At 54.8% G+C, this 26,165-nt stretch carries 15 protein-coding genes and 3 pseudogenes; 9 read left to right on the top strand and 9 right to left on the bottom strand.

The window, feature by feature from the left end:
- Positions 1–6 precede the first annotated feature (6 nt).
- Positions 7–7,515: pseudogene (locus JOE29_RS03880) on the bottom strand (neuraminidase-like domain-containing protein).
- A gap of 808 nt (positions 7,516–8,323) precedes the next feature.
- Here JOE29_RS03880 and JOE29_RS03875 point away from each other — a divergent pair.
- Entirely contained in the window at positions 8,324–9,391 is a 1,068-nt protein-coding gene (locus JOE29_RS03875; protein ID WP_210078811.1) for a GGDEF domain-containing protein, read from the top strand.
- Between the two features lie 243 nt (positions 9,392–9,634).
- On the opposite strand, the gene JOE29_RS03870 is transcribed toward JOE29_RS03875, so the two are convergent.
- Both JOE29_RS03870 and JOE29_RS03865 read right to left on the bottom strand, forming a co-directional pair.
- Positions 9,635–10,690: a hypothetical protein gene (locus JOE29_RS03870; RefSeq protein WP_210078810.1), complete on the bottom strand. Its 1,056-nt coding sequence runs from the start codon at positions 10,688–10,690 to the stop codon at positions 9,635–9,637.
- A gap of 363 nt (positions 10,691–11,053) precedes the next feature.
- Entirely contained in the window at positions 11,054–11,485 is a 432-nt protein-coding gene (locus tag JOE29_RS03865; protein ID WP_210078809.1) for a GNAT family N-acetyltransferase, read from the bottom strand.
- Positions 11,486–11,874: 389 nt separating this feature from the next.
- Between JOE29_RS03865 and katG the strand changes: the two genes are divergently transcribed.
- A complete protein-coding gene (gene katG, locus JOE29_RS03860; RefSeq protein ID WP_016568988.1) occupies positions 11,875–14,145 on the top strand; it encodes a catalase/peroxidase HPI in 2,271 nt (756 codons plus the stop codon).
- A gap of 84 nt (positions 14,146–14,229) precedes the next feature.
- Here the strand turns inward: katG and JOE29_RS25565 are convergent, their stop codons facing one another.
- From JOE29_RS25565 to JOE29_RS03845, 3 genes and pseudogenes are all read right to left on the bottom strand, one after another.
- Complete coding sequence (locus JOE29_RS25565; RefSeq protein WP_074997237.1) at positions 14,230–15,534, bottom strand: PAS domain-containing protein; 1,305 nt, start codon at positions 15,532–15,534, stop codon at positions 14,230–14,232.
- Positions 15,535–15,796: 262 nt separating this feature from the next.
- On the bottom strand, positions 15,797–16,975 hold the full coding sequence (gene nhaA, locus JOE29_RS03850) for a Na+/H+ antiporter NhaA (RefSeq protein ID WP_210078808.1): 1,179 nt from the start codon (positions 16,973–16,975) through the stop codon (positions 15,797–15,799).
- A 166-nt stretch (positions 16,976–17,141) separates the two neighbouring features.
- Positions 17,142–17,264, bottom strand: a pseudogene (locus JOE29_RS03845) (ABC transporter substrate-binding protein); the annotation flags it as partial.
- A 19-nt stretch (positions 17,265–17,283) separates the two neighbouring features.
- Here JOE29_RS03845 and JOE29_RS03840 point away from each other — a divergent pair.
- The 4 genes and pseudogenes from JOE29_RS03840 to JOE29_RS03825 form a co-directional block, all read left to right on the top strand.
- Positions 17,284–17,388 (top strand): annotated as a pseudogene (locus tag JOE29_RS03840) (LuxR family transcriptional regulator); the annotation flags it as partial.
- 95 nt (positions 17,389–17,483) lie between these two features.
- The gene (locus tag JOE29_RS03835) at positions 17,484–18,407 is read left to right on the top strand and encodes a proline iminopeptidase-family hydrolase (RefSeq protein ID WP_103364879.1); all 924 of its coding nucleotides are present in this window, start codon (positions 17,484–17,486) and stop codon (positions 18,405–18,407) included.
- Positions 18,408–18,673: 266 nt separating this feature from the next.
- Positions 18,674–20,299 (top strand): methyl-accepting chemotaxis protein, encoded by a 1,626-nt coding sequence (locus JOE29_RS03830; protein WP_003424610.1) that lies wholly within the window; start codon positions 18,674–18,676, stop codon positions 20,297–20,299.
- Positions 20,300–20,708: 409 nt separating this feature from the next.
- A complete protein-coding gene (locus tag JOE29_RS03825) occupies positions 20,709–21,218 on the top strand; it encodes a GAF domain-containing protein (RefSeq protein ID WP_003340514.1) in 510 nt (169 codons plus the stop codon).
- A 13-nt stretch (positions 21,219–21,231) separates the two neighbouring features.
- Here the strand turns inward: JOE29_RS03825 and JOE29_RS03820 are convergent, their stop codons facing one another.
- Positions 21,232–21,687, bottom strand: coding sequence for a GNAT family N-acetyltransferase (locus JOE29_RS03820; protein ID WP_122255420.1), 456 nt, complete (start codon positions 21,685–21,687; stop codon positions 21,232–21,234).
- 363 nt (positions 21,688–22,050) lie between these two features.
- On the opposite strand from JOE29_RS03820, the gene JOE29_RS03815 reads away from it, so the two are divergent.
- The 3 genes from JOE29_RS03815 to JOE29_RS03805 all read left to right on the top strand — a co-directional run bounded on the left by JOE29_RS03815 (position 22,051) and on the right by JOE29_RS03805 (position 25,171).
- A complete protein-coding gene (locus tag JOE29_RS03815) occupies positions 22,051–23,874 on the top strand; it encodes an EAL domain-containing protein (protein ID WP_003395119.1) in 1,824 nt (607 codons plus the stop codon).
- A 91-nt stretch (positions 23,875–23,965) separates the two neighbouring features.
- Positions 23,966–24,751 carry a sulfite exporter TauE/SafE family protein gene (locus JOE29_RS03810; RefSeq protein WP_003400068.1) on the top strand — a complete coding sequence of 262 codons (786 nt, stop codon included), beginning with the start codon at positions 23,966–23,968 and terminating at the stop codon, positions 24,749–24,751.
- 219 nt (positions 24,752–24,970) lie between these two features.
- Positions 24,971–25,171, top strand: coding sequence for a hypothetical protein (locus JOE29_RS03805; protein WP_003313743.1), 201 nt, complete (start codon positions 24,971–24,973; stop codon positions 25,169–25,171).
- A 252-nt stretch (positions 25,172–25,423) separates the two neighbouring features.
- Here JOE29_RS03805 and JOE29_RS03800 read toward each other — a convergent pair whose 3' ends face one another.
- On the bottom strand, positions 25,424–25,618 hold the full coding sequence (locus tag JOE29_RS03800) for a hypothetical protein (RefSeq protein WP_058444145.1): 195 nt from the start codon (positions 25,616–25,618) through the stop codon (positions 25,424–25,426).
- Between the two features lie 190 nt (positions 25,619–25,808).
- Positions 25,809–26,048, bottom strand: coding sequence for a PLDc N-terminal domain-containing protein (locus JOE29_RS03795; RefSeq protein WP_003340505.1), 240 nt, complete (start codon positions 26,046–26,048; stop codon positions 25,809–25,811).
- Between the last annotated feature and the right edge of the window lie 117 nt (positions 26,049–26,165).

Raw genomic sequence — 26,165 nt, 5'->3', positions numbered from 1 at the left:
GGGATATTATGAAGAGCGGATCGTGTAGCTAATGTGCAAAATGATATCGGTCAGGCTTTCCAGCAGCGCCTTCTGTTTCGTTTCGGCCTGCGGGAAGCTGATTATCATGCTGCCCTCCCTGATATCTGCACCTTCAAACGGTAACCAACGCGGGTCATTAAAGTCGGACTGAAACTGACCGCTGTCATTCACGCCTCGCGAGATTGCCATGTTGTCGCAGCCCGGCGGTAACTCGTTCACACCACCGGTATAATTGAGTACCGCCTGAACATCCTGATAAGGTCCTAACAAGGCGGGCAGTGATACGCTGACCTGCTTGATTCGGCGCTGATCTCCCAGCCCGCTGGGGTAGTCATCAACTATATTCATATCCGCCAGTGTAATTGACGCCGTTAACGCGCCGCTTTCGTCCAGCCTGACACGCTCGGCGCTGCCCTCTGGAGGCGTGTCACCGTTCAGCAACGCCGACACCGCAGCTGACAGCTCAAACTGATCGGATTCTGTCAATGTGCTGCGATAAAAATCAGCCAGCGAAACAGTGCGTGTGACTTCAAGAGCACGTTTAGACCACTTCATCCGTGCGGCTTCCAACTGCGCCAGATTGAGCATAAGTCCCTCGCCACAGGTAAGTCCGGCCCAGGTACCCTGCCATCCACCACCGCGAATGTAGGTATCGCTCTTACCACTCTCCCAGTGCCACGCCTTTTCGGTCATCAGGCAACGAGATACAGCCAGGTCGTAAAACTGGAAGTAAATGGTTGCCAAACGACCACGCAGCCAGCTGTATAGAGCGCTATTACTAAACTTGGTCTGCAGAAAGTCTAACTGCGCCTGTGCGTGTCCTTGTTGCATCTCCAGGTGAATTTTCTGCAGTTCAGCAGACTCTATGCGTACCTCCAGAGCCGCCAGTTAAGCCTCCATCTGATGGATATCACCTTCTGCATTGTTGCGCTGAATCTCCCACTCCTCACGCCGGCGACGGTACATCTCTTCCTGAGCAATGCGTAAACTCGTTATCATCAACACATCGGACGCCATCGTAATACCAATGCCGACCGCATTGCCTACACCTTCATACTTCATACCGCCATTGGCGAGCCCGAAGATATTTGGCGCAAGGCCTGCAGCAGCTGCGGTCATATGCGCAACCTTTGCTCCAGCCGCAACCGATTGTGAAGCTACTTGCATCCCTATGGACAAACGTTCGCGAGCATTAATGTTTTCATCATGCATGCGGGAATAACTGTCGAATCGCTTCCGTGCACTGTCTTTGGCTTTAGAAAGGACCGCTTTTTCAGCCTCGAGCTCTCTGAGCATGCCTTCTTGTACGCGGATACTGCTGGCCATCAACTCAGTGCCCTGGTTTTGCAATAAGGCATTCAGTGATTCTGCATCCTGACGCTCGAGCACACCCTGCACTGCATTACCAAACTGAATAAGTTGAAATACCAGCCCGCGAGCACTTTCCAGCATCGGATCGAACCGCCAAAGAGGGAGAGAGGTGACGGGGAGCTCTGAACCGCCACTACTTTCTGCGGCCACGGCAGCGTTGAGCAAAGCCTTTGGATCCGCCGGCTTGGCAAACAGCGGCAACAGTAACGGTTGGCCGTCCAGCGTCAGGTTATGCCGCAAGTTGTACATGCGTTGGCGCAACGTTAACCAGTAGCCCTGCATCACCTCGTTGACTTCAGGCAGGAACAATGAACTTGCAGCGGCCGTGTTTGTAGGTGCCATAGCCTTAAGGGTTAAGGCTCTCCCTTCGCGCAGTAAGCTCAATACGGTTACGTGTTGCTCAGCCAACGCCTGAGAGGATGCCTCGCCTAGCGATGGCTCAGTCCACTGCGCATTGGCGCGGATGTAGGGCTGTTCACCCAGCAGGTTCAGAGCCTGGCTGTACCAGACTTTTGCCTCAGTGAGGGTATCTCGCTCAAGCTTACGGTAGGCAGAGTCGCCTCGAGCAATAAGCAAGTCCAATGCCCGCATGAAGGTAGCGACCTTGTAATGCATAGGGTCATTTTGCGCCACTGCGTCAGGATCTACAGCTTTGAGCGGGGCATCGTTCCAACAGGTGTCCTCTTGAAGTGGGCGCACGTTCCAGCTACGGTCGACATGCTGACCGCGAACAACATAACCCGATGGGCTCCATACATAGCGCAACCATTGATCAGCCAACGTGAATTGTTGTTCTTGCATGAAGCGTTGCGCCGACATCATTGGGGTGTAGTAGAACAGCTCCCAGAAGTACAGGGCGTTGGCGCCTGAGAAGTCCATCGGTACGGTGCTATTATCACGCCCCGTAACGCTGTGGACAATATACGGAGCAAGAGGCGACGTGCGCCCGGGTCTCGCGATATCGACATCCCTCACGTTAGGTACGTAACCGATCCAAACGCTTTGGTTATTAGCTTTGTTGAAGTCTGCGCCTTGATACTGTATCCGCAGATGAATATCCGACGGTACAAACCAGCCGCGGTCAGGGCATGGAACAAACAGCTCCACTGGCGTTATAGCCTGATCACTAAGATTCCCCGACCACGCGAGATAATTATCATCAACCTCAGCAAATGATTGATAATACATCCTTACCCATTTTTCATCGCCGTGTTGCGCTTGGTCATAGACGGGCAAATTAAGAGTCACAAAAAACCCCTCGCCCAGCTGAGGTTCCTGAATCTCTTGCGTCTCGTAGCTAAGAATAGTGTCGATACCTGAAGCAGCCCGCTCCACCAACTGTCGGGCGAACAGTGTATTGAGACGTGTGCGATATGCATCAATCTGCATGTATTGGGCGTTATCGGAAGTGGTTTTTAGCTGAATGAGATTTTTGACATCCAGAGAAGGGCGAAACAGGCGCAGTGTGTAGTGAGCGCAATCGCTTTCACGAACCTTAAACTTCACGGCCAGGGTAATCTCAGTGCTCTCGCCCCATGAGCTGGTGACAGGCACTTCAAGTAAATTGAACTGATAGATATTGGTTTCACCCAACGCCAAATCCTCGGGATGTTGAGCATAATCCGCAACCGAAAAACGACTAGCAACTACTCCATCTGTAATTTCTACGCAAATATCTTCTTGTGAAGCAACGATATCGTCAGTACTTTCAAACTCGCTCAAAAAAGGAAATATACTATAAGAAAACCAAAAATCAAATCTAACAAAAGGAATGGCCGTCTGATTAGAGCCCGGCCTGAATTCTGATATTTTATATATTACATACCCATCATTCGAAGCTTCAGACCTCGTACCAACACCTAATGAAACATATGTGTCCGAGACAACGTCATACGCCTTAGCCTCTTTGAGGCTACCATACTGCACGTCATATTGCAGAGGGAATACCAAATAAATGAAATTTGCGCTTCTGAAGACATGGAAGTCGTAATCAACAACAAAATGCACACCATGAAAGAATACAAACCCACCACCATTTGCCAATACAATCTCCCTATAAACCCGGTATTTCCAACCAGCAAGCCTATGTTCAACTGAAAATCTGGGCGATAAGCCAAGAACTATGCCACTATTGCTCGATCCATCCTGAACAGTTATATTGCTAGCATCACCTACCATTTTAAAGTCGTTTACCTGCTCGCTGAAAAAGCTTAGCTTTTTATCGACGTCCAGTGCCTGCGCATAAACGTTAACAACGAAGGTAGCGCTTTCACTGTCCAACTGGTGCCTAATGTACTCAGCGAACGTTACTGCATCAGCATAGGCCTTATGATTTATCGACATGTCCTCATACACATAGAGCAGACTTTTATCGGGCGCCTCTTCCGAAGCGGAAGTCGCCGGTATTTTTGTGTATACCAATACCGTCATGGCTTCATCTTTTTGAAAGTTGCTGCAATATAAACCTAGTGACGTATTCTCCAGATCGAACCGGCTTAGCTCATCGGTAACATCAACCATTTTTGGTGAAGTCCAATTACCGTCGTAACGCAGGTAAGAAATATTGATGGCGTACTCAAAGACCCCTGCATTATCCAGTGCACGGTACGTATTGGGCGGTGTCACGTCTTTTCGCTCTAGCCAGCAGAGATAAAGGCGCGATTTGTAGATCACTGGCCGAATACAGTCTCCCCACGGCTGTGCGGCACATTCTATCTTGCGCCAGTCCGTCCAGGCGTTCGCCGCTAACTGACCGTCTTCACCGCGCCGGCCTTCGTCCGCGCTGCGCCAGTAGAATTCACGCACTTCGCTCTGGTTAGTTCCGATGAAGTAGGTCTTCCCCTCGTGGACGTCCAGGTTGTCGTGATAGCCACTGATCACCCTGAGATTGGCCACCTCCTCAAAACTATTGAGGTAGGTGTTGAATGCGTCCCCGACCGTATCGGTATTGAGTTGCGCCTGCCCCAAAGTTTGCAGCATCGTATTCATCATGCCGCTTTGGCCCAGACGCACCGTGGGATCGACGTAGTTCTCCGGGTAGTAGACTAACTTAGCCGCGCCTGCCCAGGTGCTGTAGCGCTGGTTATAGCGCTCCCAGTCGGTAAAGAATTGCCCCGTCACTGCCGCTTTATCAACAAGACCTTGTGACTCGGCTGCACTTAGGGTCCGCTGTATAAATGTCTGCAAGCTCACGATGGCTTCCGCCACCCGAGAGGCCATCACCTGTGGCCCGTTAAGGTTGTCCAATAGCAGATATTGATAGAGTCCTTCACGAGACTTATTGGCGACTTGAGCAATCAACCCAGACTTGAGCAGATAACCACACAGGGCGGCGCTGAGTCCGGAGGCCAAAGCGGCCTCCATGCCTTTCGTCTCGTTTTGCGATAGTCCGGCTGAGAACGCATCTGCAACGCGCACCCAGTCGTCCCATGACGGCTGATTATCTGCCGTATAGCTCAGCGCAAGAAGCTCCCCAATATTCACGGGTGTCACACCAAAGGCGGCGCTCAATGCCGCCCACTGCAACACAGCGTCGATCTCCGACCACGCATTCAGCTGTGTGTCTGAAGCGGCTTGAGCCTGGGAAAATGCTTGCTCAGTAGCCTGCTCGAACCTTGCCGCATCGTCATTCATCGCAATGGCAAGATCGGCCGGGGTAAGGGTATCCGCCACAAAGGCTGCCAATAAGGTAGACGCACCATCACCCAGGCTTTTTAGCCAGGCACTAAAGTTACAGAGCGCTTGTAACGTCGCCAAAGCACGCGGCAACACCACAGTCTCTGGTACTGGACCCAAGAGCCGAGCAGGACTGGCTACAAACAATGAAAAGGCTTGGGGGTTGATACCTGTGGCGTGATAAATCAGCGCCAATTGCGCTAGTCCGTAGCAAAAGGCAACGGCCTTCACATCGTTGGTCGCCGCCCCGTCCCAGAATTGATCCACGGTCCACTCAGCGGGCCGGAGGCCATTGGCCCAGGCAAGAACCGACTCAGCCACTGCGGCGGACGGTAGCGCTAAAGACGAAACCAAAACGGGTGCAAGAAGAGAGATACGTTTAGCCAACGTATCGGCGTCACCGTTAGCGTCTATCACTCGCTTGACTTCGTCCAGTAGCGCCGAAATTTCGGTGCTGGCCACCTGTATAAATGTGGGGCGCGTTAGCAGCTCAACGGAGGCAACGGACAGTTTTCGCGCGTTAAGCCACTGCGTCAGGCTGTCGACCTTTTGCAGCCAACCTGACCAAAGCTGAGTATTCTCTAGCTCGGAGGTGAGCCTGGGCAAGTCAGCAGCTTTTAGTAATTGCCTTAGCTCCGCCACACTAAGCCCATGCAGTCGGGCCCAACGACTCAAGGCGTACATCGCTGAAAGATTTTTCAGCTTAAGAGTAAATGTGCCTGTAGATACGCTATTGTCGAATACACTTAGCAACGTAAAAAGACCCACGTCATCAACGTTGAACGCGCGTTTCAAAACAGCTTTTTCAAAAGAGTGGTCGGCAGCGTTATCCGGCAGCAGGTTTATCTGGGTCGTCGACGGCGCGAATGGCTCGCCATTGAGCGGTGGACTATTAAACACCTGATCGAACAGGCTTTGATTGTCGTCATACCCCGATTGAGACAACAATCCTCCGCAGAGCACCAACGCTTCTTCAGGCTCAACGCCATAACGCTGTACGCAGCGCTGAACCTGGAACAGAAGCTGCAATGTCCCATCGGTAATGTTATTAGGATTTACGCTATTGACAATAGTTTCCAACGCTCTAGGATGCATCCCTGTGGCACGCCACAGGCGTATCGCCTTATTCAACTTAAGCAAGTAAGCTACCGCCGAGCGACTGATACTTACATCATACGCAACAGGAGCACTAACAAATAAGCCGTCTTGGCGATACCTTTCCAAATAAAGCGTAAAGCTACCCTCTGGAACGCCCGACGCTATCTGAACGACACACGTGGCTCCCGCATCCGGTGGAGTCCAGTCAGGATTATCAAATAGAGTTCCCCCGTCATTTAAATGTACCCGAAACGCTTTAAAAGCCTGATGAACATCATTGTAACTAAACCTCAGTTCATAGGCACCATTTCCTTTAGGGAACAACCAAGCAAAGTCTAATGTATAATGCTGACCGCACTGCAAACGGTAGACCGCGCCATCAATCATGGTCGTGAGCACATTATCGACGTATTCGCCTTCTCCGCCTCCGTCTTGCTCACCCTCCCAGTCAATGGTTGTAAACAGCGTCACCTCTTCGTCACTGAGCCCGTAATAACGACGCAAACTCTGCGGGTTCAGCAGGTACTCTTCAGGTAAGTCTCCAAAGTTTTTAGCGTATAACGCTGCTGCATTTTCCGACGTGACCTCCTCCGTCAAAATAGTGTACAACTCAGGAGGCATATCAAAGGCCATTCCCGCCATAGTAGCCCCTGAGAACAAACCCGTTACCCTAGGATTAGCCGCTAACTGCTTGAACTTAGGGTCCTTCTGTATACGACTCTGACGCAGACGTGCATGGGGGTGGTGATACGGGGTCGAGGCACTGAGTCGAAATTCAGCCAGGGCTTCCAATACCGCATTTTGATCATCAACCGCCATCTCCTTGCCGGCCAAGGTCATTAATACCTCATTGGAGAGCGAGAGTGCAGAAACCTCTTTGCTCATATTGCTCTGGCTGAGTAATACCCCCTTTAGGTCGGGCCGGCGCCTATCAATGTGATAAGGCGACTCTTCCGGGTACAAGCCGCAAGCATTCCGGTAGAGAGCCGAAAGGTAGGCCGCGGGTGAGAACATCGATGACACGGAGCCTGGTGAAGTGTAGGCACTGGCGCGATTACCAAACTGCTCTTCATAATCACGTAGCGACTCGCCCGGAGGGTTGATGCCCAAGCGCACTGCGTTTTTCAGCAATGGAGAGGATCGAACCAGCAAGCATTTCTCGTAAATGAGCGCCGCCTCTCGCTCCTCTCGGGCAGCCTCGTACAGTTCATCGACCTCACTGGATAATAACTTGCGAGTCGATAGCTTCTGACGGAAGGCTGCGACGGATGTCAACGCCTGCGCAGCCAGTGAATCCAGCCCCGCACGCGCTGACAAGCGTTTTATTTTGGACATTCTATTAAGACCCATGGAAATATCCTTATAATTAAATTCGCACACATGGCTATGTGTGGGGCTATGAAAGCACTGTCACAATCACAGTCGGAAATACATGGCCACCTCTCAGAGTGAGGGGGCTGGCGCTCAAGTGTTGTTCATGATAGCTGAGCGTAGTCATGAACTAATCTTTAGCAACATGAATCCATTAAACTCATGATGACCGGTTGAAACCGGACGCTCGTCTTTTAGGCGAGAATGCTTTAGGCGAGCAGGTTTTATAGATCGATATAGCTGATGACGTCGCGCTTATTCCAGTGTCCTGTTTTCTAAATAACTCACTTTATGTTTAATGTTTCAAGCGTCTCACGTCTCCGTGGGCTTTATTCAACGTTTCCTGTCACTTTGCGTTGCAAAACGTATCGGATTGGCTGAGCAATTCGTAACGCTGTGAACCTCGGATAAATACAGATCCTGGGTGGAAAAGATTATTTACCTGGCTCGCGTCGATGGAATTCCTGTGGCACCAGGGCTGATCCATCTCAACAGCAGAGAGCTGGAGGCAATCTTCGTATTGCCCATATTCATGGACCAGGGCGAAGCGCCCATGCTGTCTACACCTGACCATCGGACTACACCTGGCTGCGCAAACAACTGTAGATCAGACCGGCCGCTGCCCTGGCCATCATTCAACAAGGCCCGCGCGCACCGTCCACAGCAAGACCAGCGGCCATCCCCCCTCATCTGGCAATGAGGTATAGTGGCCATATATCATCACCCCTCTCAATCAAGGCGTGTGCCGTCGATAACGGTTCGGCTGGCATAAGTATGGAAGCTGCACATGCCGCAAAGAAGAAACCTGAAAAACTCTATTTTCGTCCCCTTGAAGCTGTCTCAATTGATCGGTCTTTTCAGTTGGGTTATCAGTTGGTGCCTGAATCCGTCCATTGATCGATCACTGGATATATTCATCTGCTGCGCGCTGGCGGGGGCAGCGCTGTCGATTATTGTCACGTCCAATAGCAGGAGCATGCTGGCATGGCGTCTGTTCGGCATCATTTACATGGCATCGCTGACCTTTCTGTTCAATGAACAGGTCGAACGCATGGGCGTGGAAGCATCGATGTGGGGGTTGGTGGTCACCTCCCTGCTCATCACAGGAATGAGCGTATTCTTCGTCAAGTTCATTGATTACATCGCTGCGGCGGCGTTGATCTGGTTGATCATGTGGCAAATGGACCTGACGGCTGTTGGCGTCAACCATGCGCCGTTGTTTTATGTGTTCCTGATCAGCTCGACCTTGCTGGGCGGCTGCCTCAATGCAACTTTCCTGAGCCTGGTCATGCAGACCATGGCAGCCAGGGACCGTTATCAGGAACTGTCCGAAACCGACGCCCTGACGCATGCGCCCAATCGCCGCGCACTGGTTGCCAGTCTGAATACTGCGCTGGCGTCCGCTGAAAAATCGTCGTTGTGGTTTGCCATGATTGATCTGGATCACTTTAAAAGTATCAACGACACCCATGGTCACGACGTGGGCGACAATGTCCTTGTTGGTTTTGCGACACTCCTCAAAAGCACAAAGGGACTGATCGCCTTTGGGCGTTTGGGTGGGGAAGAGTTTGGCGTGATCTTATCGGCGGCGAACGCCACAGACGCTGTACACGCACTGGAAGAGTTGTTGATGCTCGCGCAAAAGGATGAGACGGTTCAAGTCCTCTATTCATTCAGTGGCGGTGTGGCGAGTTTGTCGCGGGTTGAAACGCTCAGTGACCTGTTGAAAGAGGCCGATGATAACCTGTATCACGCCAAGCGCAGTGGCAGAAAATGCATTTCCTTTGAGGGCAATATTGTCTCCGCAACTGCGCTGAGCCTGACAAAATACAATCGCGTCCTGGAAACCAGTTAATCCTCGCCCCTCCCGGCGCAGTGTTCAGTCTGTTTCGGCTAACCCATCTGATGTTGGCCGAACGGTAGTTGCAACACATGGCGGGATAAATCCGCCAGAAAAGCGGGGCCGGCCCGCAAATCGGCAGCATGAGGGCAGAAATCGCCTCCCACCAAAAAAAACGTAAAATAATACCGATCGATTGAAAAATCGGCTTGAAAATTAGAGCGGTACAGACGGGATTATGGCTCAGCGCTTTCCTGACTAAAACGCTATTGCAAAAGAATATATTATTCCAGAGAATATTTTTTTTACGGGCTTGGGTGCTCTATAAAACGGCGTTGGCATCCATACAAGCGCTGCACAGTTCAAGCTCTCAGGATCCGGAAAGTAGTCATAAAGTCCGCATAATACTTCAGGCTTGCACACAAAAGGAATGGTTGCATTCCTTAGAAGATGCTTTAGAAGTTTAGCGCTGTCTGATTGTACAAACTGCTCCAGATCAACATCGTTATGCAAATGATACTCCGGTATTCTAGGACCTCCAAATATTCCCTTATAGTCTTTCAGCATGGCATTTTTTATGCAGGCCGCCTGGAGATATGCAGCAACCGATACGCCCTTAACTTTTTTTGCTTGAATGCCGACAATATAAAGAGAGTCGCTTTTTTTATGCGTTGAAAAATCATCATTATTCTGTATTTCCTTATGGTCCTTTTTTGTTATTACAGTGTCCTCTTTCGATACGGGCCTGACATATAAAGACCCCACAACCCCGAACTCTACATGCTCCGCAAGAAAACAGGTTCCGGGATTTGTCTGGATTCTTTTTTTGATTTGACTTGGTGAGGCAAGCTGATCTTCGCTGAATGTTTCTTTTTCTATTTCATATAGGGACTCTACATCCTGAATGAGCATTTCCCTTACCCTTACGGGCGAAAAATAGTCAACAAACATATCAATGGTGATTGCTGTTATTATCACATCCGCTATCAAAGCGGAATAGGCCAATCCATGATCAGCCACCTCCAAATCAAAAACAAATAAAGCGAAAAATAACGTTATTATTGGCTGTAGAAAGCCGACAGCTCTATTGACCAAATACAGCCTAATTGACTGCTTCCACCTTTTATGCTTTCGACAATAAACCGCCAAGGATAGGGTTGCTATAAATACAACCTCCAAAAATAAAAAGACCACACCTGCATCAATGCTTTCATAGCTAACCAACGCCAGAACAGAAATAAAAATTATTAATTTTAGCTTGTCAGAAGCTTTATCAAACATACCCTGTCGAAACGCATTGTTTTTATTTGCCATCACGAACTACCTTTTCTGGCCTTGACGGAGAAAATAAAGCACGTAAAAAATAAGAATAAATTTCGAGCTTTGCAAATATTGCTTATAGACTTTGTCCCTGTTTAACCGGTCACCCGTGCCTTGTTAAACCGAAGAAAACCTTAAAGCTCCTGGCTTCAAAAAGTACCGCGAGCCCCGTTGGTGGCCCACCTATTAAGTAGGTGAACTTCGCTGACATTGAGCATGCTGGAAAAATCAAACCGCGCCACAAGGGTGCTTTTGCTGATCCCGGATGCTGTGCTCGGACTCTCTCAGGAACCCGCCTGTAGCGAGGTCCGGGGGCAAGGGTCGCAGCACCGCGCATCCGTTTTTATTGAGGCCCTGTTAAACATTCCCGTCCCGCCGCACCTTCGAATACCGATCGATATCCTCCCGCAGCGTCCAACCCTGCCCCTGCCAATAACGCCCGGCCGCTTCATTACTCTTCATCACGTCCAGATGACATTTGTAAATACCCAGCGCTTCCAGACACTCGAGGCAGCGTTCGACCAACTCATAGGCGATACCGCGCCGGCGATACTCGGGCAGCACAATCAAATGCTGCAGATAACCGCGGCGTCCGTCATGCCCGCACATCACACCGCCGCACAAGGCGCCGTCCGCCTCGGCGACGAAGCTCATACCGGGGTTGCGTTCGAGGTAGCGCGCGGTGGCTTCGCGTGAATCGGCGTCGCGCAGGGAAATGCCCGGTGTGCTGCGCATCAGTTCGATGACCGCGTTGTAATCGTCCAGGGTCATGCTGCGAATCGTGATCATGGGCTAAGCGGCCTGCCGTCTCATGGGCTGCACAGGTTAGCAGAGCCGATTGATGCCTTGATGACAGCGCTGCCAGAGTCTGCCTATCGCCCCGTAATGTTCTTTCTATTAGAAATCTTCGTGAAGAAGGCTAATCTGCATAAGCATCGGCGAAAGTCGTGCGGTTTCACCCTGATAAGGAAATAACAATGAGCTCAAGTTTGCGACGCACGTTGTGGGCTCGGCTCGCAGCAATCTGATGATCGCTGTGCTGCGTATCTGTAGAGCTGGCCTGATCGTTAAACGAACGGCCGGCATGAACCCAGTGCTGTTGAGTTCCGTCATCACTGTCGGAGGTCCCACAAGTGGACTGGATGGCCGGATGCAAATGACAAAAAGGTGTATCAAGCATGTCAACTGAATCGAAATGCCCCTTCAACCACGCTGCCGGCGGCGGCACCACCAACCGTGACTGGTGGCCCAAGCAGCTGAATCTGAAGATCCTGCATCAGCATTCCTCGCTCTCCGACCCGATGGGCGAGAGTTTCGACTATGCCAAGGAGTTCAAGAGCCTTGACATCGAAGCGGTCAAACAGGACCTGCGCAACGTCATGACCCAGTCTCAGGACTGGTGGCCGGCAGACTTCGGCCACTACGGCCCGCTGTTCATTCGTATGGCCTGGCACAGCGCCGGTACCTACCGCACAGGCGATGGTCGTGGTGGTGCAGGTGCCGGTCAGCAACGTTTTGCGCCGCTCAACAGCTGGCCTGACAACGTCAGCCTGGACAAGGCGCGCCGCCTGATCTGGCCGATCAAGCAGAAGTACGGCCGCAAGATCTCCTGGGCTGACCTGATCGTACTGACCGGTAACGTCGCGCTCGAATCCATGGGCTTCAAGACCTTCGGTTTCTCCGGTGGTCGCGCGGATGTCTGGGAACCGGAAGAAGACGTGTACTGGGGTTCCGAGACCACTTGGCTGGGTGGTGAAGAACGCTACGGCGTGCAGAAGAAAATGCAGCAACCGGGCGACGGCACGCTGGTGGCCGAGCCGGAGAATCACGCCAACGAAGAAAGCCGTACCGCCAGCGGCGAACGCAATCTGGAAAACCCGCTTGCCGCCGTGCAGATGGGCTTGATTTACGTGAACCCTGAAGGCCCTGAAGGTGTACCGGATCCGGTTGCTTCGGCAAGGGATATCCGTGAAACCTTCGGTCGCATGGCGATGAACGACGAAGAGACCGTGGCACTTATTGCCGGTGGTCACGCCTTCGGCAAGACCCACGGTGCCGGCCCTGCCGACAACGTAGGTCCTGAGCCTGAAGCAGCCGGCCTTGAAGAGCAGGGTCTTGGCTGGAGGAACAAATTCGGCAGCGGTAAGGGTGGCGACACCATCACCAGCGGCCTGGAAGTGACCTGGACTTCGACGCCGACCAAATGGAGCAACGAGTACCTCGAAAACCTCTTTGGCTTCGAATGGGAACTGACCAAGAGCCCGGCAGGTGCGCATCAGTGGACGCCGAAGAACGGCGCTGGCGCCGGCAAGATCCCGGATGCCCACGATCCATCCAAGCGTCATGCACCGAGCATGCTGACCTCTGACCTGGCGCTGCGCTTCGATCCGGCTTACGAGCAGATCTCCCGCCGCTTCCTGAACAACCCCGAGCAACTGGCAGACGCGTTCGCCCGTGCCTGGTTCAAGCTGACTCACCGTGACATGGGCCCGCTTGCCCGCTACCTCGGCCCGGAAACACCGGCCGAAGAGCTGCTGTGGCAAGACCCGATTCCACACGTTGATCATGCGTTGGTGGATGATCAGGATGTGGCCGCACTCAAGGCCAGGATTCTCGCTTCGGGCCTTTCGGTCTCGCAGCTGGTATCGACGGCCTGGGCGGCAGCGTCTACCTTCCGTGGCTCGGACAAGCGCGGTGGTGCCAATGGCGGCCGTCTGCGTCTGGCTCCGCAGAAGGATTGGGCGGTCAATCAGCCTGCGCAGCTGGCGGGCGTGCTGAAGACCCTCGAGGGCATTCAGAGCGAATTCAACGCGGGTCAGTCGAACGGCAAGAAGGTTTCAATCGCAGATCTGATCGTCCTGGCGGGTAACGCAGGTGTCGAGCAGGCTGCGAAACATGCAGGTCAGCACGTCACTGTTCCGTTCGCACCGGGCCGCGCTGATGCGTCTCAGGAGCAGACCGACGTTGAGTCGTTCAGCTTCCTCGAGCCGATCGCCGATGGTTTCCGCAACTATCAGAAGGGGCATTACAAGGTCTCGGCAGAATCGTTGCTGGTCGACAAGGCGCAACTGCTGACCCTGACTGCACCGGAAATGACTGTACTGCTGGGCGGCCTGCGGGTCTTGAACATCAACGTCGGACAGAGCAAGCATGGCGTCTTCACTGATCAGCCAGGCACCCTGACCAACGACTTCTTCAAGAACCTGCTGGACATGGGCGTGGAGTGGAAAGCGACCGCGGGTGGCACTGATACCTTCGAGGCCCGTGACCGCAAGACTGGCGCAGTGAAATGGACCGGCACCCGTGTCGATCTGGTCTTCGGCTCGCATGCTCAGTTGCGTGCGATTGCCGAGGTGTATGGCAGCTCCGATGCCCACGAGAAGTTCGTCAAAGACTTCGTGGCAGTCTGGACCAAGGTGATGAACCTGGACCGCTTCGACCTGGCCTGATGTGTTTGATGTGCTGAGTTGAAAAAACGCCTCCCTTGTGGAGGCGTTTTTTTTGCTGCGATCTAGCAAAGGGCGCTGGTTTTATCAGCGGCTCATCATGCTTGCCGCCTGCTCCGTCGCTTCGGTCGTTCTGGTCGCCAGCTTGCGGACTTCATCCGCCACCACCGCGAAGCCTCGCCCTGCTTCACCGGCGCGTGCAGCCTCGATTGCCGCATTGAGCGCCAGGAGGTTGGTCTGGCTGGCAATGCTCTGGATAGTGCCAACTATCTGGGTCAGTTGAGCGATGTTCTCTTCCAGGTTTTTCTGATGCTGTGCTTCGGTATCGCGAAGAGCGTCCTGCTCATGCTTCAAATGCACATCCACCAACGCCCCCACCACCCTCAGCGGAACACCTTCGGGATTCCGGCGAGTCTGGCCGCGCGCACGGAACCAGCGATACTCCCCGGTTTTCATCTTCAGGCGGTACTCGATATCGAACGGAGTCTTGCCAGTCCGGTCATTCAAATGCGCACCGAACGCCGTCAGGCTTCGTTCCTTGTCTTCAGGGTGCAGCCGTGACGCCCAGCTATCCAGTACGTCGGGAAACTCTTCCACCGTTTCAAAACCCAGCAGACGCCTGAACTGTGGAGACCACCAGAAAGGATTGCGCGCATTGACCGGGTCGCCGGCAATGACCTCCATGTCCCAAAGACCGTCGGAGAGCATCTCTCGAGCCAGTTCGAATCGGGTAATGATCACATCGTGTTCCAGATCACGCTCAAGCTCATCATGGATATCCCGCAGAGATCCGGCGACCCGCAACGGCGTTCCGCGTGCGTCCCTTAACGTTTCGCCTTGGGCATAGAACCAGCGATAAGTGCCGTCCTTCATCGCCAGACGATTCTTGACGCGATACGGTGTATTGCCGGAACGGTCATTCAGGTGTTTGGCAAATGCATCCAGCGTGGCTTGTTTATCCTGAGGATGAAGCCGGTCTGCCCAGCTCGCCAATACGTTGGGGAAGTCGCGCTCATCGTTGAAACCGAGAAGCGTGCGCAGTTGCTGCGACCACCAGAATCGATTGTTCGGGTTGACCGGATCGCCCGCGACCACCTCCATGTCCCAGAGGCCCTCGCTCGACGCGCGGTTGACCAGATCAAAGCGGGTTTCATAAGCGGCGGCCGAGGCAGAGGCTTCGCCCAGCAGGTGGCGGGCGGTTTCCAGTTCTTGCTCAAGCGCGGCAATACGTTGCTCGTCGAGGCGACGCTGGGCGCTCAGCGAGCTCCAGCATTCGAGTACCGCGCTTTTTTCAGCACATCCCCCTACTGAGGGCTCAGTGCCGCCCTTTAGCGAGGAGATCAGTTGCTGAAGGGCTTTTTTGTCACGACGGGGGCTGAACAGGTGAAGCATGCTGTGGGCTCTCAAAGTAGGAGAAGTTGGCCGAGTCCCTGGCACGTCCCGTCTTTATCGTCCTACCGCCCGGTTTCTGTAATGCCAGATTGCAATCAGATAATGGTCACTCGTTCCAGAATCAACTTCACAGCCTGCTGATCGGTTTGCGCCCCTGCCACCGACTCCACTACCCGGACGCAGAGCGTCCAGAACGGCATTCCCAAGCTGGAGCGTGAGGAACGATAGTCTTGTAACTATCGTGCCAAGGACTACTGCAGCTTCACGCCCGCGGCGCAAACCTGCGCAACGCAACCACACCCAACACAGCCGACAACACCGACCCGATCAGCACGCCCACCTTGACCTCGTCGACCAGTTCCGGCGTGCCCGGGAAGGCCAGTGCGCCAATGAACAGGCTCATGGTGAAGCCGATACCACACAAGGCTGCGACGCCATACAGCTGGCCCCAGTTGCTGCCGTCCGGCAAGCGGGCCAGGCCTGCGCGAATCGCCAGCGCGGCCATGGCGAATATGCCGACCTGCTTGCCGACCAGTAGCCCCAGCGCAACGCCAAGCGGGACCGGGTCCACGAGCTTGTCGGCGGTTATGCTCGACAGTGATACGCCAGCGTTGGCAAAACCGAAGATCGGTACGACGGCAAACGCCACCCAAGGGTGCAGCTTTTCCTCCAGATGCAGCAGTGGCGAGCGAGCCTCTTCATCGGGTTTGCCCAACGGGATGCACAGCGCCAGCGCGACGCCCGCGAGGGTGGCGTGGATACCGGACTGGAGCATGAAGAACCACAGCAGCGCGCCTACAACCAGGTAAGGCAGCAGTTTTTTAACACCCAGACGATTCAGCGCGACGAGCACGGCGATGGAGCCCAGCGCTGCGAGCAGCATGGGAATGGAGAGATCGCTGGTGTAGAACAGCGCGATGATCAGCACCGCGCCGAGGTCATCAAGAATCGCCAGTGCAGACAGGAAGATCTTCAGCGACAGCGGCACGCGCTTGCCCAGCAGTGACAGCACACCCAGGGCGAATGCGATGTCGGTCGCTGCCGGAATGGCCCAACCGCCGATGGTGTCTGGCAGCCCCCAGTTGAACGCCACGTAGATCAGCGCCGGAACCACCATGCCGCCCAGCGCCGCAAAGCCCGGCAAGGCCCTCTGGCTCCAGGAGGCGAGCTGGCCGGCGAGCACCTCGCGCTTGATCTCCAGGCCAACCAGCATGAAGAAGATTGCCATCAGGCCGTCATTGATCCAGTGCGAAACCGACAACCCGGCGAACACAGCGTGCAGCGCGGCGAAGTAGCTGTCGGCCAGCGGTGAGTTGGCAACGATCAGGGCCGCCAGCGCAGCCGCCATCAACACCAGCCCGCCTGCGGATTCAGCAGCGAAGAAACGCGTGATGAACGCCAGCGCATTCGGGGATTCGATACGGGGGGTGGGTTTATGCATGACGGCTCCGCGAGGGTACAGCGCAAAAAGGCCGCAACCTTACCATCCGCAGAGCCTGTTGAAGGCCAGGTAAACCTGAGGATACAAATTAACGTTTCCCGGCCGAATACGCGCTGAAAAACGTCGTTGAACAACGCCTGTCGATCAGACAGGCGCCCTGCTCATGTCATTTCTTGACCGTTTCTTCGAGCGTAAAGCGGCCAAACGGGTTCTGGCCCAAGTGCTCGATGTTCTTGCGCGACACGTTGATGTAGGGGCTGTGGTAGAGGTCGATCCAGTTGACGCCCGCATCGTGGTTGATCAGATGATCCACGCTGACCTTGCATCTGAATTCGGCCATGCAAAAGCTTGGGGCCAAAAACCGTGTGCAGGGGGTGGTGCGTGCCGTTCACTACCGTTTACTCGACCACTGACCGGTTTATCGGCCAAAACCTATCATTTTCTATAGTTATGAGACGCAAGACGCCGCGCTATGGTGCACCCAAACTATCCAGCAGGGACCGCCGACATGGCAGATATGACGATCAAGGAAGGTTTTGCGCCCTTTGGCGACTATCAGACGTGGTATCGCATCACAGGCGACCTGCACAGTCCCGACACTCCACTGGTCATTCTGCACGGCGGTCCCGGTTGTACGCACGACTACGTCGATTCGTTCAAGGACATCGCCAGCACCGGCAGGGCCGTTATCCACTACGATCAGTTGGGTAACGGGAAGTCGACCCACCTGCGCGAGGTGAAGCGCGACTTCTGGACAGTCGATCTGTTTTTGAGCGAACTCGACAACCTGCTTGAGCACCTGGGCATCGAAAACAATTACGCATTGCTGGGCCAGTCGTGGGGCGGCATGCTGGCTTCAGAGCATGCCGTGCGTCAGCCCGAAGGGCTGAAGGCGCTGATCATCGCCAACTCCCCCGCAGACATGCACACCTGGGTAAGTGAGGCCAACCGGCTGCGCGAGGATCTGCCAGCTGAGGTCCAGGCCGCGTTGCTCAAGCACGAAAAAGCGGAAACGTTGAAAGACCCGGAATACCTGAAAGCCTCGCGAGTGTTCTATGACCGTCATGTCTGCCGCATCACACCGTGGCCGGAGGAGGTAAAACGTACCTTCGACGCGATTGACGCCGATCCGACCGTCTACCACGCCATGAATGGTCCTACCGAGTTCCACGTCATCGGCACGATGAAGGACTGGACCATCGTCAATCGCCTGAAGCTCATCAGCGTTCCTGCCTTACTGATTTCCGGGAAGTATGACGAAGCCACACCGCTCGTCGTGAAGCCCTACGTGGATAACGTCCCCGATATCAGTTGGTCTGTCTTCGAAGATTCCAGTCACATGCCCCATGCAGAAGAACGAATGGCCTGCATGGGACGCGTCGCAGGTTTTCTGGACACGTTGGTGGAACACGTTGAAGAGTCCGCAGCTTGACGTCGAGGCCTGATGGATTCGCGCGCTGAGAATTGCAGTATTAGAGTGAATACTTTAATGACGGTCACTCAAATAATGGCTAACTTTATTCACAGTGTTACTGGAACTTTTCACACTACGCGATTGCCCGGCAGCAAATAATGGCATGAAGCCATTATGAAATAACTTTCATCCCCCTTTTGTTAAAGCTCTCTCGTTTTCAGCAGAAAAACAGTCATTGGAAGGAACGTATTTGCCTTCCGCCTGTTTTGCCGCTGGAGGCAACCATGAACCTCAGATCGTTAAGCATTTCACGCAGGGCTTCCCTGTGTTTTGGCGTCATCACCTTGCTGTTGATCGGTCTGGGCGCCTTCTCCTACGTACAGATCGGCCACCTGCGCATAGCCGAGCAGAACATAGAAGAAAACTCACTGCCCAGCATTCAAGTCGTCGACGACATTCAGATCGCCCTGCTTCACGCTCGCCTGGAAAGCATCAGGATGCTTGCCAGCAATGATCCGAGCGTACACGCCACCGCAGAAGCCAAGGTTCGGGAAGCGATCGAGGCGCTGCGTGCCAATAGTGACTTCTATCAAAAACACCTGCTGTCAGGCGAAGCCGACCGGGCGCAATTCGAAGAGGCCAATAACAAGATGGGCGTCTACATTGATGGCTTGAAACAGGTCGTCGCACTGGACAGCGCTGATCACGACAAAGCGGTCTCCCTCGCCAACGGAGAGCAGGCCCAAAAGGCCGCTGCCTATCAGGAAAAACTCACTGTGCTACGTGGGCACAATGCTGAAGAGGCGGTCGTCTCCGGGAAAGATGCCACTGCAGTCTACGACCACAGCGTCAACGTGTTGATGATTGTGCTGATCGCAGCGTTCCTGCTTACCGTGGTACTCGCGATTGCACTGACACGCAGCATTGTCGACCCGATCAGCGTCTCGCTGAAACTGGCGGAAGACATCGCCGCCGGTGACCTGACCAGGCAATTGAGCGTTAGCGGCAGCGATGAAGCCTCACGCTTGATGACGGCCCTGAATACCATGTCGGGGAATCTACGCACCACCATTCATGAAATTTCCGGTGCGTCTGCGCAACTGAGCACCGCCGCCGTCGAAATGACGTCGATCACCGAAAGTGCCGACCGCACACTGCAGCAGCAGAACAGCGAAATCGAGCAGGCAGCTACTGCGGTAAACGAAATGAGTGCTGCCGTAGAAGAGGTCGCTCGTAATGCTACCTCGACCTCGCAGGCCGCCCAACAGTCGAGCCTTTCCGCTGACCTGGGTAACCAGCGCGTTGCTGAAACCCTGACAGCCATGCACAACCTGACGGGTCTGGTCGAGGGCTCTTCTGCACAAGTCACCGCGCTGGCAGGTCAGGCTCAGAACATCAGTAAGGTGCTGGGCGTAATTCGCGGCATTGCCGAACAGACCAACCTGCTGGCACTCAACGCAGCCATCGAAGCCGCGCGTGCCGGCGAACAGGGTCGCGGCTTCGCTGTGGTAGCCGATGAAGTACGGGCTCTGGCGCACCGCACACAGACGTCCACGCAAGAAGTCGAACAGATGATTTCAGCGATTCAGGCCGGCTCTTCCGCCACGGTCGAGTCCATGCAAAGGAGCACCCAGGAAGTTCACAGCACTCGTAAGACCGCAGAAGACGCCGGGGAGTCGCTGCGCCAGATCACCGACTCGGTACTCGAGATCAATAACCGTAACTTGCAGATCGCCGCGGCCTCCGAACAACAGGCGCATGTAGCGCGCGATGTCGACAGAAGCCTGGTCAGCATTCGTGACCTTGCCGTGCAGAGCAGCGAAGGCACCCGGCAGACCCTGATCGCCAGTACCGAACTGTCGCAGTTGGCGGTCAACCTGAATGATCTGGTGCTGCGCTTCAAGACGTAACCCAGACATCTACGCCGACCGGACATGACAGAGGGCAGCAGATTCGTCTACTGCCCTTCTTTTATAGAGTCAGTAGCGTTCGGCAAAAAACCTGCAATGACTCCTCCCCTCCCCAGCCTCTCCGTTCAAAACCTGTAACCCGCGCAACCCTGCTGACAGACTTTCAGGCGCATCGTCTTCCTTAGTTGAAACAGGATTCCTAAAGACCCTGTTCACGAGCCCGGACTATTTGAAAAAGCCCGCAACGTTGACAGCGGCATTAAAGTCATTCGATAGTTGGCGGCGAACAACAAAATATTTCATGTAAGCCACGATCAGGTATGACACGATCACTTCCTGCACGGGATCGGCAGCGCCCGGCGTACTGCCAAGGCCGCATCAGTGTTTTTTATGACCAGGGTGAGACATTTTGAACAACAACCTGACTTCCGCAGAGCTGGCAGTCATCAGTGAAATCGAGGCCACTTCCAGTCTGTTAAGGCTGGTAACCCGGCTGACCGGGCTAAGATTTGCGGCCATTGCCAAAGTCACCGAGGCCAGCTGGACCGCATGCGCTGTTTACGACGAAATTCAGTTCGGGCTGGAAGCCGGTCATCAGCTCAAGCTGGAGACCACGTTCTGCAATGAGTTGCGTCTGCACCGCCAGCCTATCGTAATCAACGAAGTCGCGACCGACCCTGTCTACGCAGAGCATCCCATTACTAAAATGTACGGTTTCCAGAGCTACTTCTCGTTGCCGATCATTTTTCCTAACGGCGATTTCTTCGGCACCCTGTGCGGCCTGGATACCAAGCCTGCGCCACTCGATGACGCCAATACCCTCGATACCCTGAAAGTGTTTTGCACGCTGATAGCCAGCACCCTGTACGCGCACTATCAACTGCAGGAAATGCAGGAGATACAGGAAGTCACCGCTTAAGGCATGGAATGCCTCAAACGCGCAGTTGCCGCTCCATGATCAATGTGCGCTCCTCTCCCTCCAGATGCTCCCGCACCAGGCTGAAGCCCAGCGCCAAGTAAAACCCCTGCGCAGTCAAGGATGACGGTACAACCATCCGCGCCGCGCCCGCCTTGCGTGCGACAACCTCCAGCTCGGCCATCAACAAACGCCCGATCCCCTGCCGATGCCTGTCAGGGTCGACAAATACCGAGCGCACGACCTCGCCCTCCAGACTCGCAGTGCCTCTCACCACGTGACCCTCTGACGCCACGAACACTTGCCGCTGTTGCATGAGCTGCTCGATCGCAGCCGGGCTGAAACTCAATTGCACGCGCTCGATCACACTGGCGGGATAGTCCTTGGCATTGCTGGTTCGCAAGGCCGCCAATACCACGCGGCTGATGGCATCAGCGTCCGCCATGCGGGCGGGTCGCACCTCGATGTTCATGGTGTGGCTCCTGATTACCTTGCAATGGGTGAGCTCATTTTCAGAGAGAGCAGGCAAGCAACACACGCCTTCATAAGATGAAGCCTTTGCTCACTCAGCACGTAAAAAACGTAGCCGAAGAGCCTGCATGACGGCACTCGATTTACTTATTTTCGGCCAGTCGACGAATGGTAGCACTGGCAACATACCGTAAATAAAAGGCCAACCCCTCGCCGTGTGCGGCTTGAACAACGATAGCGTTCAAAAAATCCGATCTGCGGCCGATTAATCGGTATCTCGCCGCTGTGGTCGGAATCTTTTCGTCTGTTAAAGTGAGTTTCGTGATGTCATATAGTCATCATCGAGTACCCATTGAGAATCATCATGAACGCCAGTGCCCCCATTCCCCTGAATGAAACGCAACGTCTGTTGCGCATACGGGAGCTGTGCGTACTTGAAGATACGTCCGATGACGTATTCGATGAAATCGTCGCGATGACCGCTGCATTTTTCGAGACACCGATTGCCCTGATCTCGATCGTCGATGAGCATCGTCAGTGGTTCCGCGCCAGGGTGGGCCTGAATGCCCGTGAAACACCGCGTAACGTGTCCTTCTGCGCCTACACCATCCTTTCCGACACGCTGTTCGAGATTCCCGACGCGACGCTCGACCAACGCTTCGTGAACAACAGCCTGGTCACCGGCCACCCTGACATTCGTTACTACGCAGGCGCGCCACTGATCACCGATGACGGCATTGCCCTGGGCAGCCTGTGCGTGATCGACACCAAGCCGCGCGAGCCGATGAGCGAGTACCAGACGCAGATGCTCAAGCGCTTTGCCTCACTGGTCATGAAGCGCATTGTCGGCCTCAGGCTCAGTTGCTTCATTGATCAGCCCACCGGCTTGTACAACCGCTCGCGCCTGCAGGAAGATATCAGTCAGGCAGTGGCATCCAGTGTCGATTATCAGTTGGTCGTGGTGGACATGATTACCTCGGCGTTCCTCAACGACATCGTCAAGGCCCTGGGTTACAGCTTCTCGCAGGATCTGGTGACGGCGATCAAAAGCCGACTGGAGTGCCTGCTGCCGCCGACCTGTTCCCTGTACAAGGTCAGCCCTACGCGCTTCGGCTTTCTGTTGGCTGGCGATCGCACGCCCGAACACCTGTTTCGCACCATCCTCAAAGACTTCGAGACGCCCGTTGAGTGCCGGGGCATTCCGGTACAGATGCAGGTCGGCCTGGGAGTCGTGACCCTGAACCGCAATCCGGCCGAAGAACAGGACTGGATGCGCATGGTCATCAGCGCCGCCGACGATGCCCGCGACCGCGATCTCGGCTGGGCGATGTATGAACCGCACTTCGACGCCGCCCAGCAGCGTGCTTTCAAACTGCTCAGTTCGTTGACCGGGGCGGTGCACGCTGACGATCAACTGCGTCTGGTCTACCAGCCGCGCATCGACCTCGACTCCGGCCTGTGTACGTCGGTAGAGGCCCTGCTGCGCTGGAATCACCCCACGCTCGGGGCCATCGGGCCTGCCGAGTTCGTGCCGCTGGCCGAGAAGACCGCGCTGATGCGCCCGCTGAGCCTTTGGGTGCTGACCAGTGCTATCGAACAGGCCGCTCGCTGGCAGCAACAGGGCTTCGATTTCCGTATTGCGATCAACGTGACGCCCGAAGACCTCACCGGCCCTGCGTTCACTGACCGGATGATCCGTCTGCTGGGCAAGCACAAAATCGACCCTACCCGCTTCGAGCTGGAGTTCACTGAAGGCGCGTTGATGCACAACCCGGCAGAAGTACGCCACCAACTGGAGCGCATGCGTCAGATGGGCATGGATGTGGCAATCGATGACTTCGGCACGGGCTACAGCAACTGGAATTACCTGCGGCAGTTGCCTGCGACGACGGTCAAGCTCGACCAGTCGCTGATCCGCAATCTGGCGTCCGACAAAACCGATCAGCGTCTGGTCAAGGCATTGATCGGTCTGGCCAAGAAGCTCGGTTACTGGGTCGTGGCCGAGGGCATCGAAACCGATGAGATTCGTCGCCTGGTCAAGCAGTGGGGTTGCGATGAAGGCCAAGGCTACCTGATCGCCAAACCCATGGAAGCCGAGGCTCTTCTGAACTGGATCGGCCCGAACCAACGCCTGCAGAGTGCTGCCCAAGCCGCAGAAGCGGCAATCGTGCGCGACAAACGGTTATAACCTTAGAACACATCTTCATAACCGTTTACACCACAAGCCGTTATGCTGCCCGCCACTTTTTGCCTATGCGTTTGCTTGAAAAAGGTTGGATATGGAAGCGGGTGGTCTGGGTTTCGTCGTTGCAGGGCTGGTAGTCGGATTCATCGTTGGCATGACCGGAGTCGGCGGCGGCTCGCTGATGACGCCGATACTGTTGTGGTTCGGCATCAATCCGGCCACGGCGGTCGGCACCGACTTGCTGTACGCGGCGATTACCAAATCCGGCGGGGTTCTGGTCCATCGCAAGAACGACAACATCGACTGGAAAGTCACCGGGCTGCTGACCTTGGGCAGCGTGCCGGCGGTGCTCATGACGCTGTGGTTTTTGAGCACCCTGCATACCGCTCCCGAGGCGCTTAACGCGATTATCAAACAGGCCCTCGGGTTTGTGCTGCTGCTGACCGCACTCGCCGTGCTGTTCAAGAAAAAACTGCTGGCCTTTGCTCACCGACGCGGGGACGGCTACTCGTTTTTCAGCGGCACCAGCCTGACGGTACTGACCGTCATTACCGGTCTGATCCTCGGCACCATGGTCGCACTCACCTCCATCGGCGCGGGTGCGTTGGGCACGGTGGCGTTGTTCATCCTCTATCCACTGCTGCCGACCCGGCGTCTGGTGGGTACGGAGATCGCCCACGCGGTGCCTCTCACGCTGGTTGCAGGTCTGGGTCATGCGAGCATGGGCAACATGAACTGGGAACTGCTGGGCTGGCTGCTGATGGGCTCACTGCCCGGCATCTACCTGGGCAGCCACATGGCAGGCCGCGTCTCCGATGACCTGCTACGGCCCTTCCTGGCCATCATGCTGGGCACGATCGGTTTCAAGCTGGCGTTCTGATCGGCGCTTATCCATCAGCCTGTCACATTTCTGAGTCAGGCTTGCCCACGAACACAGCCTTGAAAGCTGCAGAGCCCGTTTGCTTGCAGCCCGTGCACAATCATCGGGAATTGTAATTTTTTGTAGCGAGACACCGATTTTCGGCGCAGGATTTCGGGCGTCTGCTTTAGCGCCGATGACCCGGCACAGACTTACCCTCACAGAAAGGAGATGCCAACAATGCTCATCCGAATTGAAGAAGGTGTATATGGCGACGCTTGGGTTGTAATACTGGACGACTATCCGGTCAAATGCCGGAGCTGGCAGGAAGCCAGAGAATTTGCCGACCGCATGAAATCCAGAATCGACGCGCCTCATTCGCTGCCGCATATGGCACGCCGCGCCGCGGCTGAAATAAGCGTTCAGGCGGCCGCCCGCTAGACCGACTCCCTCCCCTGCGAATCACTCGACACAGCGTTGCCAGACAATGGTCGACGCTGTTTCACCTTGTCATGACGCCGCTTGAATTATCGAACCACTTCTCGTTTCCATGACATCCGTTTCACATCCCCTTCACGTCCGGCTGCGTAAATTGACCCTACTCCTTTGATGAATCCCATTTGGCCCACCCCGTTGTGGGCCATTTTTTTGCCTGCAGAAAAGTGCCGGTGCTCTCGCGCTGATCCGGCAGGATTACTCCCCTTGCGTTGCCGGCGACGATGACACAGCCAGCACCGGGCTGCTCAATACGCCAGCATTCAGCTCTGCCAGCCGATCACTGCCGGTGCCATTGGCCACGTCATTGCTCCAGCTTGCTGCCGAAACCGCCATCCAGCCCAACACAAACAACGCAGCTGCCTGTAACGCCCACTTGGTCATGATCGACATACGCTTTCTCCTTGTTCACGTCTGGATGGCAAGCATGTAAACACCTCACCATTGCAGAAGAATTGCAGAGTTTTTTATTTTTGCCAGCCGACATCTCACCTTTGTGAGCAAAGGTGCTGAAAAACAGGAGGGAACACTCTAGAAGGAAAAATACCCACGCCCGCAGGCGGGGTATTTTTGAAAAGCGGGGTCAGTACTTGGTGCTTTGCTGCTCAGGTCTGGCCGGTGTGTCCACATGACGCGGACCCGCAATCAGCAGAGCCAGCACGCCAACGATTGGCACGGCAACAACGACAATGATCCACATCAGCTTGTTGCTGGATTGTGTCTTGCTCTTGCGAATACGCAGTACTGCCCAGATGTCCGAAATCACGATCAGGGCGGTCAGCGCTGCGAACAACCACAAATGATTTTCCGATATCCAACCCATTTGAAATCTCCTGCACCATCAACGAAGGCAGCCAGACCGGCTGCCCTACTGTAGAAGAGGTCAAAAAGGACCTTAAAGTTCAGAGAATATTTCGGATTGTGACCGGTTACTCAGCGC

Origin of the sequence: Pseudomonas sp. PvP009, assembly GCF_017832995.1 — a bacterium.
Lineage (GTDB): Bacteria > Pseudomonadota > Gammaproteobacteria > Pseudomonadales > Pseudomonadaceae > Aquipseudomonas > Aquipseudomonas syringae.
Note: the sequence above shows the minus strand (reverse complement) of the source record. Positions and strands in the feature narration are given on the sequence as shown.